This window comes from Stenotrophomonas maltophilia, assembly GCF_001676385.1.
Taxonomy (GTDB): Bacteria; Pseudomonadota; Gammaproteobacteria; order Xanthomonadales; family Xanthomonadaceae; genus Stenotrophomonas; species Stenotrophomonas maltophilia_J.
Map to the genome: position 1 here is coordinate 207,319 of NZ_LYVJ01000010.1, position 14,890 is coordinate 222,208.

Genomic DNA, 14,890 nt, shown 5'->3' on the forward strand with positions numbered 1-14,890 from the left:
ACTTTGGTCGTACGGTGGGGGCGCTGACGTGAAGCGAACATCAGGAATGGAACAATCGGTTGCGGCGCCATCCATTGGCGTGCAGACGCGTGGCGTCCATCTTCACTGGCATCCATCCAACAGGAGTCGCCATGAGCTTTCCCGAACCGGTCCGTGTGCTGCGTACCATCCGTGGCATGCCTACGTCCGACGGTGCAGGCGTCCGCCTGACCCGCGTCATCGGCGGCCCGGCGCTGCCCGATCTCGACCCGTTCCTGCTGCTTGATGAATTCGGCACTGACCGTGCCGAGGACTACATCGCCGGCTTCCCGGAGCATCCGCATCGTGGTTTCGAGACCGTCACCTACATGCTCGACGGACGCATGCGGCATCGCGACAACCACGGCAACGAGGGCCTGCTGACCCCGGGCAGCGTGCAGTGGATGACCGCTGGCCGTGGCCTGGTGCATTCGGAGATGCCCGAGCAGGAAAGCGGGCAGATGCGCGGCTTCCAGCTGTGGGTGAATCTGCCGGCGAAGGAAAAGATGACCGACCCGAAGTACCAGGAGTTCGCCCCCGAGCGCATTCCGGTGGTACAGCCGGAAACCGGCGTGGAAGTGAAGGTGATCGCCGGCACGGTCGACGGCACCCGGGGGCCGATCGTGCAGCCGGCCACCGAGCCGTTGTACCTGGACATCACGCTGGCGCCGGATCGCGCCTGGACCTACGCGCTGCCGGAAGGGCACAACGCCTTTGCCTATGTGTTCGAAGGCGGGGTGACCGTGGGTGAACAGGACGCCGCGCGCGACGTCGCCCGCCAGGAACTGGCGGTGCTGGGCGGCGGCGAACAGCTGCACGTTTCGGCCGGCGGCGAAGGCGCGCGGCTGATCCTGGTGGCGGGCCGCCCACTGCGTGAGCCGGTGATGCGCCACGGCCCGTTCGTGATGAACACGCGCCAGGAACTGATGCAGGCCTTCGTCGATTTCCAGGAAGGCAGGTTCTGACGGGGGGCGCCGGGCCCTGCCCGGTGGATGCCCGGCCGGACACGCGCCACGGAACGCTGCCGGGCATGGCCCGGCGTTACCGTGCGCGCGTTGGATCCTGCGGGGAGGCTGCCAGGCAGTCATCCCCGCCACCGTCAACGCCCTGCAGCCACGGCTGACGGTGTCAGGCTCATGCCCTGCGCCAGCTGCTGCAGCGAGCCCAGTTCTTCGGCACTGCCGGGATACAGCGCGATCTGGGCATAACGGCCCTTGTCGAGCTTGACTACGCTGATGCGGCGCTCGGCGTAGCCGGGCGGCTGCTGGCCGCCCAGGTCAGGTTGGTACCAGTACAGGGTTTCACCGCCGAAGCTGCCTTTTTCCTGCCGCAGCGAACGATTCAACGGAATGTCGGGATCGCGCGCGCTGAGCATCAGGCTCAGCACTTCGCGGTCGTCGGCCGTGCTGGCGCGGCAGACCAGGAAATCGGACTGGACCTGCTGCTGCCAGTGCAGGCCGCTGTCGGCCGGCAGAGAAGGACATTCGGCTGGAGCCTGCGCGGAGGCCGGGACCGCAGCAAACAGCAGGCTCGACAAGACTACAGGTGCGAACTTCATGCATCCCCCAAGGTGATGTGTCGTGTGGCTCCGCCCGCATGGCTGGCGGCCATGGCATCCCATCCCCGGATGCCTCTCCCCCGGCATGTGCACGGGAGGTCAACTCAACCTTAACGGAACGTGAGGGATCGCACAAATTGCGGTTGCAAGCGAAACCATTGCGGCCGGAGGCCGGCCGCAATGGCGCTGGGCAGGACTCAGCGGTCGCTGCCGATCCACTTGTAGATCAGGCCGCCGATCGCGCCACCCAGCAGCGGAGCCACCCAGAACAGCCACAACTGGCCGACGGCACCGCTGCCGGCAAAAAACGCCACCGCGGTGGAGCGGGCCGGGTTTACCGAGGTGTTGGTGACCGGAATGCTGATCAGATGGATCAGGGTCAGTGCCAGGCCGATCGCCAGCGGCGCGAATCCGGCCGGGGCCTTGCCATGGGTGGCGCCCATGATCACGACCAGGAACACGGCGGTCAGCACCACTTCGCACAGGAAGGCGGCCGCGACGCTGTAGCCGCCGGGCGACAGCGCGCCGTAACCGTTGCTGGCGAACGCGCCAGCCTGGCTGCCGTCGATGGCGAAGCCGCTGGCACCGGAGGCGATCTGCAGCAGGATGAATCCGGCCAGCAGGCCGCCGGCGACCTGGGCGATGATGTAAGGCACAAGCTCCTTCGCCGGGAAGCGGCCTCCGGCCCAGAGGCCGACGCTGACCGCCGGGTTGAAATGCGCGCCGGAGACGTGGCCGAAGGCGTAGGCACCGGTGACGACGGTCAGGCCGAAGGCCAGGGCCACACCGAGGAAGCCGATGCCCAGCGGATTGCCATCACCTCCGAATTTCGCGGCAAGCACCGCGCTGCCACAGCCTCCCAGCACCAGCCAGAACGTGCCGAGGAACTCGGCGGCCAAGCGTTTACCCATGCTCATCTGTTGCACTCCTTTGGCGGCATAAAGTGTGATTTATGTCACATTTCTATGGTCAGTGGGTGACTGTAGTGTCAACGCCAGGTGCAGGGATACACCTTCGGATGTGTGCAACACGCGATGTTCAGTACTGCGGCAACGGGATGAACTCTTTGTCGTCGCCGGGAATGGTGCCGAAACGGCCGGCTTCCCAATCGTGCTTGGCCTGTTCGATGCGCTCCTTCGAACTGGAGACGAAGTTCCACCACAGGTGGCGCGGCCCATCCAGCGGCTCACCGCCGAACAGCATCGCCTTCACCGGCGTCTTCGCGCGCAGGCGACCTCGTGCGCCGGCTTCGGGGATCACCAGGTGCTGCGCCGGAATGTCCACCCCGTCCAGCTGTGCCTCGCCTTCGAGGACGTACAGCGCTCGCTCGCGATGGCCGTCGTCGATGTCGATCTCGGCATCCGGGTCGAGGTCGATCGCCACGTTGAGCGTGTCGGCGAACACCTTCACCGGCGATTCCTCGCCATAAGCGCGGCCCGCGATGACGCGCAGCCAGGCGCCGTTGCGCCGCTGCTGGGGCAGGGTGGCAGCGGCATGGTGGTAGAACGCCGGTTCGACTTCCTCATGCGACTTCGGCAGCGCCACCCAGGTCTGCATGCCATGGATCGGGTGGTCATGTTCGCGCTGCGGCGGCGGCGTGCGTTCAGAGTGCGCGATGCCGCGGCCGGCGGTCATCCAGTTCACATCACCGGGACGGATCACCTGGTCCGAGCCCAGCGTGTCGCGGTGGCCGATGGCGCCCGACCACAGGTAGGTGACGGTGGCCAGGCCAATATGTGGATGCGGACGCACATCGATGCCGGTGCCGGCGGTGAGCACGGCCGGGCCCATCTGGTCGACGAACACGAACGACCCGATGCTGCGGGCCTGCAGGGTCGGAACCGCGCGACGGACTTCCAGGCCGCCGATGTCGTGCACGCGCGGGGCGATGATGGTGGTCATGCGGGCGTTCTCGCTGGCTGGGATCAGGCGGCCAGCATCGCACGCGGTGGTGACGGGGACATGCCCCGTACGGGTAACAGGGTGTTCCAGCCAACGGCGCAGCCCCTCGTGGCTGTGGGGGGCGCTGAAGGCAGAAGCAAGATCAAAAGCCGCGCTTGGCCGGGCGGGTGTCCTGCCTGCCCACACCGCCCGCCCAACAAACAGAAAAGCCAGAGCCGGCTGTTGCTCCGGCTCTGGCTCTGGCTTTTGCTTCAACGGTTGCCTCTGCGGGTGCCGGGCCGCAGGCCCGGCCGATAAAACACCTCAAACCACCGGTTCGCGCAGGGCGGGGTTGTCCCAGCCCGGGCGCGGGGCGAAACGATCGCCGTGGCGCTGCTGCAGCACCTTCAGCCGCTCGACGATCGCATCGGCACCGACCGCGCGGATGTGCTGGATCGGGCCACCGCGGAACGGCGCAAACCCGGTACCAAAGATCACGCCTGCATCCAGCAGGTCCGCATCGGCCACCACGCCTTCGTGCAGGCAGGCCACTGCTTCGTTCAACAGCGGCAGGATCAGGCGGTCTTCCAGGTCGGCCGGAGCCTGGTAATCGCGGGCCACGTCCGGCTTCTTCGGCCTGCCATTCTCCCAGGCGTAGATGCCCTGGCCATCCTTCTTGCCACGCTTGTCCGGTTCCACCGTCTGCAATGCGGCAGGAATCTGCAGGCCCAGGAACGGCGCCAGCTCGCGGCCGACGCCGGCCGCCACGTCCAGGCCGACGGTGTCGATCAGTTCGATCGGGCCCATCGGCATGCCGAACTTCACCGCCGCCTTGTCGATCACCGGGCCCGGGATGCCCTCGGCATACGCAGTGGCGGCTTCCAGCATGTACGGGAACAGCACGCGGTTGACCAGGAAGCCCGGGCTGCCGGCCACCGGCACCGGGAACTTGCCCAGCGCCTTGCAGAATGCGGCCAGGCGGCGCTCGGTTTCCGGTGCCATGCCGTCGTGGTGGATGATCTCCACCAGCGGCATCTGCGCAACCGGGTTGAAGTAGTGCAGGCCGGCGAACTGCGCCGGGCGCTGGATGTGGTCGCGCAGTTCCACCAGCGGAATCGACGAGGTGTTGGTGGTCAGCAGCGCGTCCGGCTTCATCTTCGGTTCCAGCGTCTGGTACAGCGCACGCTTGGCTTCCGGGTTCTCGATGATCGCTTCGATCACCAGGTCGGCCTCGGCCACGCCGTTGCCTTCCAGGTCGGCACGCAGGCGCGCGGCCACTGCCGGGCGCTTGCTCTCGTCGCGCACCTTCTTGGCGAACAGCGCCTGCGCGCGTTCCATGGCCGGGTCGATGAAGCGCTGCTCGCGGTCCTGCAGGGTCACCTCGAAGCCCTTGTAGGCGGCCCACGCAGCGATGTCGCCGCCCATCACGCCGGCGCCGACCACGTGCACGTGGCGGATGCCGGAATCACCACCCCCGAGGCCCTTCAGGCGCTCGGTCAGGAAGAAGATGCGGATCAGGTTGCGTGCGGTGGGCGTGCTGGCCAGTTTCACCACGGCGCGTCGTTCGGCGTCCAGGCGCGCCTGGATCGGCTTGCCGCCGCTGCGCTGCCACGTGCTGATCAGCGCGTACGGCGCCGGGTACTGGTCCTTCTTCGCCTTGCGTGCAACCTGCTTGGCCATCTGCGGGGCCAGCAGCCGGCGGGCCAGCCAGGTGTTGGTCGCCCAAGCCGTCGCGCGCTGCTTGAACGGGCGGGTGGTGCCGGACAGGGCCAGCGCCACGGCGGTGTCGAGCAGCACCGCCGGAGCCACCACCTTGTCGACCAGGCCGATGCCGCGTGCGGCCGGGGCCGACAGCGTGCGACCGGTCAGCATCATGTCCATCGCAGCCGGCGCACCGACCAGCTGCGGCAGGCGGGCACTGCCTCCCCAGCCCGGGAAGATGCCCAGTTGGGTTTCCGGCAGGCCGATGCGGGTGCTGCTGTCATTGGAAGCCACGCGGTAGCGGCAGGCCAGCGCCAGTTCGGTGCCGCCGCCCAGGCAGTGACCGTGGATGGCCGCCACGGTCGGGCAGGGCAGTTCGGCCAGCTTCTGATAGGTGGCCTGGCCGCGGCGGATGGCGTCGTTGACGGTGCCGCGGCGGTCGAACTCCTGGAACTCCTTCAGGTCGGCACCGGCAATGAAACCGGCCTTCTTCGACGACTGGATCACCACGCCCTTGGGCGGATCCAGCGCGATGCGCTCGAGCAGGTCGCCCAGCTCCAGCAGGACGTCCTGCGACATGGCGTTGACGCTGCTGTCCTGACGATCCAGGGAAAGAACCACCACGCCGTCGCTGCGGATCTCGGGGTGCCAGTGGCTGAAGCGGAGACCATCGAAGCCTGAGAGCATGGACGTTCCATCCGGTTGTGTATGGAGAAGCGGCTATGATCCAGAGGTTGTTTCCTCCGCGTCAAATCCCTATAGCAGGGAGTGGCGCCCCCCGGATCCATGGCCGTGGACCGGGACGCTAGCGGAACGGTGGTTAAAAGCTGGTGCGGCGCCGGGTGATCGGCGACTGAACTTTTCCCGGGATTGGCAGTCTCATTGCCCGACGTCGGTTGGGCTGACAGGAGTGCGGCCCCTCATGGCCGAGGTTGATACACCACAGGAGCTGGATCTGGAACTGGTCCGGCGAGTGCAGCGCGGCGAGAGCGCGGCCTTCGATGTGCTTGTGCGCAAGTACCAGCATCGGGTCGTGGCCCTGGTGGGTCGCTACATCGCCGACTGGAGCGAATGTCAGGACGTCGCCCAAGACACTTTCATCCGTGCCTACCGCGCGATCGGGAGTTTCCGTGGTGATGCCCAGTTCTCAACCTGGTTGCATCGGATCGCCGTGAATACCGCCAAAAATTACCTGGCTTCACACAATCGACGGCCACCGACCGACGATATCGACATCGGTGACGCCGAACAGTTCGATACCGGAACCCGCCTGCGCGACACCGACACGCCCGAACGCGAGTTGATGCGCCAGGAGCTGGAACAGACGGTGATGAAGGCCGTCAACGCGCTGCCGGAGGAGCTCCGGCTGGCGATTACCCTGCGCGAGGTGGAAGGCCTCAGCTACGACGATATCGCGCAGAAGATGGGGTGCCCGATCGGTACCGTGCGTTCGCGGATATTCCGGGCGCGCGAAGCCATCGACACCGAACTCCGGCCGCTGTTGGATATCGGCAGCGCCACCCGCGAGAAGAGCCGCGTATGACCAGTCACCCGTTCAACGAGTCGCAGAACCATCAATCCCCTGCCGGGCAGCGCCTGGACCAGCGCCACCGCGAGCAGCTGTCAGCGCTGATAGACGGCGAACTGGGCGCCGACGAGGCGCGCTTCCTGCTGCGCCGCATGGAGCATGACCCCGAACTGGCAGGCTGCCAGGAGCGCTGGCACCTGCTGGGCGATGTGATGCGGGGCCACGCCCCGGTGCTGGCACCGGCCGGCTTCAGCGCCGCCGTGGCTGCCGCCATTGCCGCTGAACCGGTTGTGCAGGCCGAACCGCGCCGGCAGGTCCGCCGCAGTGGCTGGCGCACCTGGGGCGGAGGCGCCGCGCTGGCCGCGTCGGTTGCCGCCGTGGCCCTGTTCATGGGGGGCGAAAAACTGAAGGAGGCAACGCCGGGCGAACCGCTGGCACCGCAGGTCATTGCCAGCCAGGCTGAACTGGCGCCGGCACCGGCCCAGCCGGCGCCGGTCACAGAAGCGTCGGTGGACACGGCCGCGATGGCGGTGGCGGCGGCACCGGCCGTGGCCATGGCTGCTTCCAGCCGCCGCCAGGACACCCGTCGTGCCAGCGCGACCCGCAGCCAGCAGGCCGCGCGTGCCGCCCAGCGTGATGATGTGCCGCAGCGTGCCGTGGCTGCCGTACAGGTGCCACTGACCCCGACCGTTCCGGCCAACGCCCACCGCAACCTGCCATTCGGTGAGGTCGGTGGGTTGCAGGCGCGGCCATGGCCGCGCTCCAGCCTGGCACCGGCCGCCAGCGGCGCGCTCAATGCGAGCTTCCCGGCCAATGCCGGCAGCGCCGCATTCTATCCATTCGAGCCGCGCCTGCAGGATGAGCTGCCGGTGCCGCCGCGCCCGCGCGACTGAGCCGGGTGCTTTCCCGCCCCGCCGCCTGCGGGGCCCTTCTTTTCCTTCCATCTGATCCGGAGGTTGCCGTCCGATGACTCCCCGACTCCGCACGCAGGCCATCGGCCTGCTGGCCCTGACTCTGCCACTGGTCGCCTGTGCGCAGGCGCCGGCGCCCGCCGCCCAGCCCCAACCGGCGCCGGCGGCCGCTCCGCGCGCGCCGGCGCAGCCGCTGGTCACGGGCCTGCCTGACTTCACTCATCTGGTCGAGCAGGTCGGTCCGGGCGTGGTCAACGTCGATACCACCATCGTCCGCAGCAACCGCCAGGCGCGCGGTCCGATGGCCCCGGATGACATGCCGGAGTTCTTCCGTCGCTTCTTCGGCCCCGACTTCCCGATGCCCGGACAGGGGCCGGGTGGGCAGGACGGTGGTCCCAGCATCAAGGGCCGCGGCATGGGCTCGGGCTTCATCATCTCGCCCGACGGCTACGTGTTGACCAACTACCACGTGGTGGCCGATGCCAGCGAAGTGAAGGTCAAGCTCGGTGACAGCCGCGAGTTCAATGCCAAGGTTGTCGGCAGCGACCAGCAGTACGATGTGGCCCTCCTGAAGATCGATGGCAGGAACCTGCCGACCGTCCGGGTGGGGGATTCCAATTCCCTGAAGCCGGGCCAATGGGTTGTCGCGATTGGCTCGCCGTTCGGTCTCGACCATTCCGTTACCGCCGGCGTGGTCAGCGCCGTCGGCCGCAGCACGGGTGGCCCCGACCAGCGCTATGTGCCTTTCATCCAGACCGACGTGGCGATCAACCAGGGCAACTCGGGTGGCCCGCTGCTGAACACCCGCGGTGAAGTGGTCGGCATCAATTCGCAGATCTTCTCCGCCTCTGGCGGCTACATGGGGATCAGCTTCGCGATCCCGATCGACCTGGCGATGAGCGCGGTCGAGCAGATCAAGAAGACCGGCAAGGTCACCCGCGGCCAGCTTGGCGCAGTGGTCGAGCCGATCGACTCGCTGAAGGCGCAGGGCCTGGGCCTGCCGGACAGCCGTGGCGCGCTGGTCAACCAGATCGTGGCGGACTCTGCCGCCGCGAAGGCCGGGGTGAAGATCGGTGACGTGATCCGTTCGGTGAATGGCTCGCCGGTGAACAGCTGGTCCGACCTGCCGCCCATGATCGGCGCAATGGCGCCAGGCAGCCGGATCACGCTCGGCGTGATCCGCGATGGCAAGCCGCGCGATCTCAGTGCGACCCTGACGGCGCTGACAGAGGACGGGCAGGGTGCAGCGCGTGGCCCGGCCGCCAGCAGCAATGACGCGGCCCCGCAGGCCGGCGCCAATGCCCTGCTGGGGCTGGACGTCAGTGACCTGACCGCCCCGCAGCGCAAGCAGCTGGGCCTGGAGGCAGGCGAGGGCGTGCGCATCACCGGGGTCAAGGGCGAGGGTGCGCGTGATGCGGGCCTGTCCCCGGGCATGGTGATCCTGCAGGTGGCCAGTACCCAGGTCGGCAGCGTGGATGCCCTGAACCGCGCGCTGTCCGGCTACAGGAAGGGTGATGTGGTGATGCTGCTGGTACGCACCGTCAGCGGCAACAGCGCCTTCGTGGCGGTCAAGGCCGGCCAGTAAGGCCTGCGGGGGCCGCTGCGGCGGCCTGCATGTGCTCCCGAAGCCCCGCTCCGGCGGGGCTTCGGCCATTCCGGGCCCGGTCCGGCCCGGCTTCTTTCGCGGGCGGGCGCCGGGCATGCGATAATCGACCGTTACCCTGACGACGCCGCGCGCCGCCGCCACCTATGTCTTCTGATTCGATGCGGAACATCCGCAACTTCTCCATCATCGCCCACGTCGATCACGGCAAGTCCACGCTGGCCGATCGCATCATCCAGCTCTGTGGCGGCCTCCAGGCCCGCGAGATGGAAGCGCAGGTGCTCGACTCCAATCCGATCGAGCGCGAACGCGGCATCACCATCAAGGCGCAGTCGGTGTCGCTGCCTTACGTGGCGAAGGATGGCCAGACCTATCACCTGAACTTCATCGATACCCCGGGCCACGTCGACTTCTCCTATGAAGTCAGCCGCTCGCTGGCCGCCTGCGAGGGCGCGCTGCTGGTGGTCGACGCCGCCCAGGGCGTGGAAGCGCAGTCGGTCGCCAACTGCTATACGGCGGTGGAGCAGGGCCTGGAAGTGGTGCCGGTGATCAACAAGATCGACCTGCCCACCGCCGATATCGAGCGCGCCAAGGCTGAAATCGAGGCCGTGATCGGCATCGATGCGTCCGACGCCGTGCCGGTCAGCGCCAAGACTGGCCTGAACGTGCAGGACGTGCTGGAGGCGATCGTGCATCGCATCCCGCCACCGACGCCGCGCGACACCGAGAAGCTGCAGGCGCTGATCATCGACTCCTGGTTCGACAACTACCTGGGCGTGGTTTCGCTGGTGCGCGTGATGCAGGGCGAGATCAAGGCCGGTGACAAGCTGCAGGTGATGTCCACTGGCCGCAACCACCAGGTCGACAACGTCGGCGTGTTCACCCCGAAGCGCAAGGTTCTGCCGGCGCTGCGTGCCGGTGAAGTGGGTTGGGTCACCGCCAGCATCAAGGATGTGCATGGTGCACCGGTGGGCGATACCCTGACCCTGGCCGGCGATCCGGCGCCGCACCCGCTGCCGGGCTTCCAGGAAATGCAGCCGCGCGTGTTCGCTGGCCTGTTCCCGGTCGACGCCGAGGACTACCCGGACCTGCGCGAGGCGCTGGACAAGCTGCGCCTGAACGATGCCGCGCTGCGCTTCGAGCCGGAAAGCTCGGAGGCGATGGGCTTCGGCTTCCGCTGCGGCTTCCTCGGCATGCTGCACATGGAAATCGTGCAGGAGCGCCTGGAGCGCGAATACAACCTCGATCTGATCAGCACCGCACCGACGGTGGTGTACGAGGTGCTGAAGACCGACGGCTCGATCATCAACATGGACAATCCGGCCAAGCTGCCGCCGGTGAACCAGGTCGAGGAAATCCGCGAGCCGATCATCCGTGCCAACGTGCTCACGCCCGAGGAGTACATCGGCAACATCATCAAGCTGTGCGAAGAGAAGCGTGGCAGCCAGATCGGCATCAATTACCTGGGCAGTCAGGTGCAGATCAGCTACGAGCTGCCAATGGCCGAAGTGGTGCTGGACTTCTTCGACAAGCTGAAGTCGGTCAGCCGCGGCTATGCTTCGCTGGACTACCACTTCGTACGCTTCGATGCGGGCCCGTTCGTGCGCGTGGACGTGCTGATCAATGGCGACAAGGTCGATGCGCTGTCGCTGATCGTGCATCGCAGCCATGCCGACCGCCGCGGCCGCGAGCTCTGCGAGAAGATGAAGGACCTGATCCCGCGCCAGATGTTCGACGTGGCGATCCAGGCCGCCGTAGGTTCGCAGATCATCGCCCGCACCACGGTCAAGGCCATGCGCAAGAACGTGCTGGCCAAGTGCTATGGTGGCGACGTTTCGCGCAAGAAGAAGCTTCTGGAAAAGCAGAAGGAAGGCAAAAAGCGCATGAAGCAGGTCGGTCGCGTGGAGATCCCCCAGGAGGCGTTCCTGGCCGTGCTGCAGATGGACAACAAGTAAGCCCGCACCGGCCCTGCGGGGTCGCCTGGTGACGTTGCAAAGGACCCTGAATGAAACTGTTTGAGATCCTCCTGGTCGTGCTGACCCTGGCCTCCGGCCTGATCCTGCTCGCGGACAAGCTGTACCTGGCCAAGCGCCGGGCCCAGCGCGCCGGCCTGCTCGACACCGAACCGGTGCTGGTGGATTACTCGCGGGCGTTTTTCCCGGTGCTGGCGATCGTCCTGGTCGTGCGCAGCTTCATCGCCGAGCCGTACAAGATCCCGTCCAGCTCGATGATGCCGAACCTGCTGATCGGCGACTTCATCCTGGTCAACAAGTTCTCCTACGGCCTGCGCCTGCCGATCAGCAACACCAAGATCGTGCCGGTGGGCGAGCCGTCGCGCGGCGATGTGGTGGTGTTCCACTTTCCCGGCCACGGCGACAACGACCCGGCCAAGGGCGAGAACTTCATCAAGCGCGTGATCGGCGTGCCGGGTGACACCGTGGCCTTCGAAGGTGACAGCATCACCCTCAACGGCGAACCGCTGAAGTACGACAACAAGGGCATCTACGCCGGCCACAAGGGGCAGGGCGAGGGTGCCAGCCTGCTGGTCGAGCACCTGCCGGGGCGTACCCACACCGTGCTGGAAACCAGCTATCCGCGCGGGCAGGGCCAGTGGACCGTGCCCGCCGGCAAGTACCTGGTGATGGGCGACAACCGCGACAACAGTGATGATGGCCGGTTCTGGGGCCTGCTGCCGGAAGAGAATCTGCGCGGCAAGGCGTTCCTGATCTGGCTGAACTGCCAGGGCTGGCTCTGCAAGGATGGTTTCGAGCCGTCGCGGATCGGCTCAGGCATCAACTGATCACCTTCACATCCAACGCGTATCTGGGGAGAAACGCAATGAAGACGATGAACACGCAGCGTGGCATGACCCTCACTTCGTTCCTGACGGTCCTGATCGTGGTGGGCTTCTTCCTCTACATCGGCATGAAGCTGTTCCCGATGTACCAGGAGTACTACGCGGTGCGCTCGGCGATGAAGAGCCTGGCCAACGAGCCCGGGGTGGGCAGCATGGAGCCGGCAAGCATCCAGGACCTGTTCTTCAAGCGCCTGTACATCAACTACTCGGACAATGTGAAGCCGGCCAACGTGAAGTTCGAGCGACGCGACAATGGCTGGACCCTCAAGGTCAACTACGAAGTGCGCCGTCCGCTGATCGGCAATCTCGACGTGGTTGGCAAATTCGATTCTTCCCAGGACCTGACCCGAAGCGGTGCCCAGTAAATTCATCCAACGTGGCGACCTGATCGGTCATGCCTTCCGCGACCCGGCCCTGCTCCGGCAGGCGCTGACGCATCGCAGTGCCGGCGCGCCCCATAACGAGCGCCTGGAATTCCTGGGCGACAGCATCGTCAACATGATGGTGGCCGAGGCGCTGTACCAGCGCTGGCCCAAGGCCGACGAGGGCGCGCTGACCCGCGCCCGCGCCGAACTGGTGCGTGAGGGAGCGCTGGCGGTGATCGCGCGCACGCTGCAGCTGGGCGAACGGTTGACCCTGGGGCCGGGTGAAATGAAGTCCGGGGGGCATCGCCGCGATTCGATCCTGGCCGATGCCCTGGAGGCCGTGGTGGCCGCGATCTATCTCGATGCCGGCTTCGAGGCCTGCCGCGCGCGGGTGCTGCCCTGGTTCACGGACTCGCTGGCGGCGTTGCCGGCCACCGGCCGGCCCGAGAAGGACCCCAAGACCCGCCTGCAGGAATGGCTGCAGGCCCGACAGAAGGCGTTGCCGCAGTACGAACTGGTGTCAGAATCCGGTGACGACCATGCCAAGCACTTCCGGGTACGCTGCATCGTGGCCGACCCGCATGCCAGCACCGAGGGCGAAGGCGCCTCGCGGCGGCTAGCCGAACAACAGGCGGCTGCGGCCGTCCTAGAACAACTGGATTCCAAGTGAGCGAACAAACTCCCCATCATTGTGGCAGCGTGGCCGTCATCGGCCGCCCGAACGTGGGCAAGTCGACCCTGACCAATGCCCTGGTCGGGGCCAAGGTCAGCATCGTCTCAAACCGACCGCAGACCACGCGCCATCGCCTGCTGGGCATTGCCACCTATCCGGAAGGCCAGCTGGTGCTGGTCGACACGCCCGGCCTGCACAAGGTGCAGAAGCGGGCGATGAACCGGGTGATGAATCGCGCTGCGCGCGGTTCGCTGGAAGGCGTCGACGCCGGCCTGCTGGTGATCGAAGCCGGCCGCTGGGACGAAGAAGACAGCCTGGCCTTCAACGTGCTGCGCGACGCCGGCATTCCGGTCGTGCTGGTGGTCAACAAGATCGACCGCCTGAAGGACAAGGGCGCGCTGCTGCCGTTCCTGCAGGAAGTCACTGCCGGCCGTGACTTCGCCGCCGTGCATCCGATCTCGGCGCAGAAGCGCAACGGCCTGGACGCGCTGGTGCGGGACGTGCTGAAGCTGCTGCCGGAAGCCCCGCCGATGTTTGGCGAGGACGAGATCACCGACCGCAGCCAGCGTTTCTTGGCCGGTGAACTGGTGCGCGAGCAGCTGATGCGGCAGCTGGGCGAGGAACTGCCATACGCCACGACCGTCGAGATCGAACGCTTCACCGAGGACGGCAACCTGCTGCGCATTGGCGCGGTGATCTGGGTTGAGCGCGAGGGCCAGAAGGCAATCGTGATCGGCAAGGGCGGAACCCGCCTGAAAGAGATCGGAGCCAAGTCCCGCCTGCAGATGGAGCGCCTGTTCGGGGCCAAGGTGTTCCTGGAGACGTGGGTCCGCGTGCGGGAAGGCTGGTCCGACGATGAGGCCGCACTGAAGGCCTTCGGTTACGAGTAAGCGGTTGCAGTCGCTTCGATGCTGATCGAGGACGACACTGGCTTCGTGCTGCATGCACGGGCTTACCGCGAGACCAGCCTGCTGGTCGAAGTACTGAGCGCGCAGCACGGCCGCATCGGCCTGCTCGCCCGAGGCGTGTCTACCGCCAAGGGCCAGGTGCTGCGGGCCGCCCTGCAGCCGTTGCAGTGGATTCGCTTCAGTGCCCAGCAGCGCGGGGAACTGGCCCAGCTGCGCGGCGCCGAGGCACTGGATGCGGCGCCTCGCCTGGTCGGCCCGGCGATGCTGGCCGGCTTCTACCTGAGTGAACTGACCCTGCGCCTTGCGCCCAGGCAGGATCCGCTGCCCGAGCTGTACCTGGCCTATGGCGAGGCGCGTGCGCGCTTGGCCGTGGGTGCCGGCCTGGCCTGGACCCTGCGCCGTTTTGAACGCGAACTGCTGTCCGCCCTGGGCCTGGGCTTCGCGCTGGACAGTGCCAGTGACGGGCAACCGATCGACCCGGCCGCGCGCTATGAGCTGGATCCGCTGGAGGGCGCGCAGCGCCTGCTCAGCGAGCGCGGCGACGCGCGTCGCGCGGCCGCCACAGGATCGGCGCTGCTGGCGCTGGCCGCTGACCAGGAACCCGACGCGGCCGATCTGGCCAGCCTGCGCCTGCCGATGCGGCGGGTGCTGGCCCATCACCTCGGACCGCGCGGCCTGAAGTCCTGGGAAATGCTCGAGCAGCTGGCTCCGCGCAGGTAGGGGCGGCGGCAGGGCTTGCAGCCCTGGACCTGCCGAATCAACGTCAAGGTCAACGGCAGAAGCTGGCTATCCGTGGGATGGCGGGGTGGGTCCGGTTGAGGGGGACGCTGCAAGTCCCCCTCCGGGGCCCGGCCCAGCCGCCAGCGGCTGGGCCGGACCCCGGGGGG

Annotated in this window: 14 protein-coding genes; 10 read left to right on the forward strand and 4 right to left on the reverse strand. The window is 67.1% G+C overall.

The annotated features are described in order from the left end of the window. The first annotated feature begins 131 nt into the window (after positions 1 to 131). Positions 132 to 983, forward strand: coding sequence for a pirin family protein (locus tag A9K58_RS14340; RefSeq protein ID WP_065199971.1), 852 nt, complete (start codon positions 132 to 134; stop codon positions 981 to 983). 134 nt (positions 984 to 1,117) lie between these two features. Here A9K58_RS14340 and A9K58_RS14345 read toward each other — a convergent pair whose 3' ends face one another. The 4 genes from A9K58_RS14345 to A9K58_RS14360 form a co-directional block, all read right to left on the reverse strand. Continuing rightward, complete coding sequence (locus A9K58_RS14345; RefSeq protein ID WP_065199972.1) at positions 1,118 to 1,576, reverse strand: hypothetical protein; 459 nt, start codon at positions 1,574 to 1,576, stop codon at positions 1,118 to 1,120. Between the two features lie 197 nt (positions 1,577 to 1,773). Next, positions 1,774 to 2,493, reverse strand: a complete 720-nt coding sequence (gene aqpZ, locus A9K58_RS14350) for an aquaporin Z (RefSeq protein WP_065199973.1) — start codon at positions 2,491 to 2,493, stop codon at positions 1,774 to 1,776. A 121-nt stretch (positions 2,494 to 2,614) separates the two neighbouring features. Continuing rightward, a complete protein-coding gene (locus A9K58_RS14355) occupies positions 2,615 to 3,478 on the reverse strand; it encodes a pirin family protein (RefSeq protein WP_065199974.1) in 864 nt (287 codons plus the stop codon). A gap of 303 nt (positions 3,479 to 3,781) precedes the next feature. Beyond that, the gene (locus A9K58_RS14360; protein WP_065199975.1) at positions 3,782 to 5,845 is read right to left on the reverse strand and encodes a 3-hydroxyacyl-CoA dehydrogenase NAD-binding domain-containing protein; all 2,064 of its coding nucleotides are present in this window, start codon (positions 5,843 to 5,845) and stop codon (positions 3,782 to 3,784) included. A 235-nt stretch (positions 5,846 to 6,080) separates the two neighbouring features. Here A9K58_RS14360 and rpoE point away from each other — a divergent pair, with 235 nt between their 5' ends. From rpoE to recO, 9 genes are all read left to right on the forward strand, one after another. Continuing rightward, on the forward strand, positions 6,081 to 6,701 hold the full coding sequence (gene rpoE / locus A9K58_RS14365) for an RNA polymerase sigma factor RpoE (RefSeq protein WP_065199976.1): 621 nt from the start codon (positions 6,081 to 6,083) through the stop codon (positions 6,699 to 6,701). After that, on the forward strand, positions 6,698 to 7,579 hold the full coding sequence (locus A9K58_RS14370) for a sigma-E factor negative regulatory protein (protein ID WP_065199977.1): 882 nt from the start codon (positions 6,698 to 6,700) through the stop codon (positions 7,577 to 7,579). Before rpoE ends, A9K58_RS14370 begins: the two co-directional genes overlap by 4 nt. 73 nt (positions 7,580 to 7,652) lie before the next feature. Beyond that, positions 7,653 to 9,182: a DegQ family serine endoprotease gene (locus A9K58_RS14375; protein ID WP_065199978.1), complete on the forward strand. Its 1,530-nt coding sequence runs from the start codon at positions 7,653 to 7,655 to the stop codon at positions 9,180 to 9,182. Between the two features lie 179 nt (positions 9,183 to 9,361). Further along, entirely contained in the window at positions 9,362 to 11,155 is a 1,794-nt protein-coding gene (gene lepA / locus A9K58_RS14380) for a translation elongation factor 4 (protein ID WP_065199979.1), read from the forward strand. Between the two features lie 50 nt (positions 11,156 to 11,205). Then, positions 11,206 to 12,000 carry a signal peptidase I gene (lepB, locus tag A9K58_RS14385; RefSeq protein WP_065199980.1) on the forward strand — a complete coding sequence of 265 codons (795 nt, stop codon included), beginning with the start codon at positions 11,206 to 11,208 and terminating at the stop codon, positions 11,998 to 12,000. A gap of 38 nt (positions 12,001 to 12,038) precedes the next feature. Further along, positions 12,039 to 12,422, forward strand: coding sequence for a DUF4845 domain-containing protein (locus A9K58_RS14390; RefSeq protein WP_065199981.1), 384 nt, complete (start codon positions 12,039 to 12,041; stop codon positions 12,420 to 12,422). After that, the gene (gene rnc / locus A9K58_RS14395; RefSeq protein WP_065199982.1) at positions 12,412 to 13,092 is read left to right on the forward strand and encodes a ribonuclease III; all 681 of its coding nucleotides are present in this window, start codon (positions 12,412 to 12,414) and stop codon (positions 13,090 to 13,092) included. The genes A9K58_RS14390 and rnc overlap by 11 nt, the downstream gene beginning before the upstream one ends. Further along, positions 13,089 to 13,985, forward strand: a complete 897-nt coding sequence (era, locus tag A9K58_RS14400) for a GTPase Era (RefSeq protein ID WP_065199983.1) — start codon at positions 13,089 to 13,091, stop codon at positions 13,983 to 13,985. The genes rnc and era overlap by 4 nt, the downstream gene beginning before the upstream one ends. Positions 13,986 to 14,003: 18 nt before the next feature. Then, complete coding sequence (gene recO / locus A9K58_RS14405) at positions 14,004 to 14,723, forward strand: DNA repair protein RecO (RefSeq protein WP_065199984.1); 720 nt, start codon at positions 14,004 to 14,006, stop codon at positions 14,721 to 14,723. Positions 14,724 to 14,890: the final 167 nt, after the last annotated feature.

Bases quoted from the DNA above. Each gene is read 5' to 3' on its own strand.
- A9K58_RS14340 (WP_065199971.1), top strand. From the start codon at position 132: ATGAGCTTTCCCGAACCGGTCCGTGTGCTGCGTACCATCCGTGGCATG.
- A9K58_RS14345 (WP_065199972.1), bottom strand. From the start codon at position 1,576: ATGAAGTTCGCACCTGTAGTCTTGTCGAGCCTGCTGTTTGCTGCGGTC.
- aqpZ (WP_065199973.1), bottom strand. From the start codon at position 2,493: ATGAGCATGGGTAAACGCTTGGCCGCCGAGTTCCTCGGCACGTTCTGG.
- A9K58_RS14355 (WP_065199974.1), bottom strand. From the start codon at position 3,478: ATGACCACCATCATCGCCCCGCGCGTGCACGACATCGGCGGCCTGGAA.
- A9K58_RS14360 (WP_065199975.1), bottom strand. From the start codon at position 5,845: ATGCTCTCAGGCTTCGATGGTCTCCGCTTCAGCCACTGGCACCCCGAG.
- rpoE (WP_065199976.1), top strand. From the start codon at position 6,081: ATGGCCGAGGTTGATACACCACAGGAGCTGGATCTGGAACTGGTCCGG.
- A9K58_RS14370 (WP_065199977.1), top strand. From the start codon at position 6,698: ATGACCAGTCACCCGTTCAACGAGTCGCAGAACCATCAATCCCCTGCC.
- A9K58_RS14375 (WP_065199978.1), top strand. From the start codon at position 7,653: ATGACTCCCCGACTCCGCACGCAGGCCATCGGCCTGCTGGCCCTGACT.
- lepA (WP_065199979.1), top strand. From the start codon at position 9,362: ATGCGGAACATCCGCAACTTCTCCATCATCGCCCACGTCGATCACGGC.
- lepB (WP_065199980.1), top strand. From the start codon at position 11,206: ATGAAACTGTTTGAGATCCTCCTGGTCGTGCTGACCCTGGCCTCCGGC.
- A9K58_RS14390 (WP_065199981.1), top strand. From the start codon at position 12,039: ATGAAGACGATGAACACGCAGCGTGGCATGACCCTCACTTCGTTCCTG.
- recO (WP_065199984.1), top strand. From the start codon at position 14,004: ATGCTGATCGAGGACGACACTGGCTTCGTGCTGCATGCACGGGCTTAC.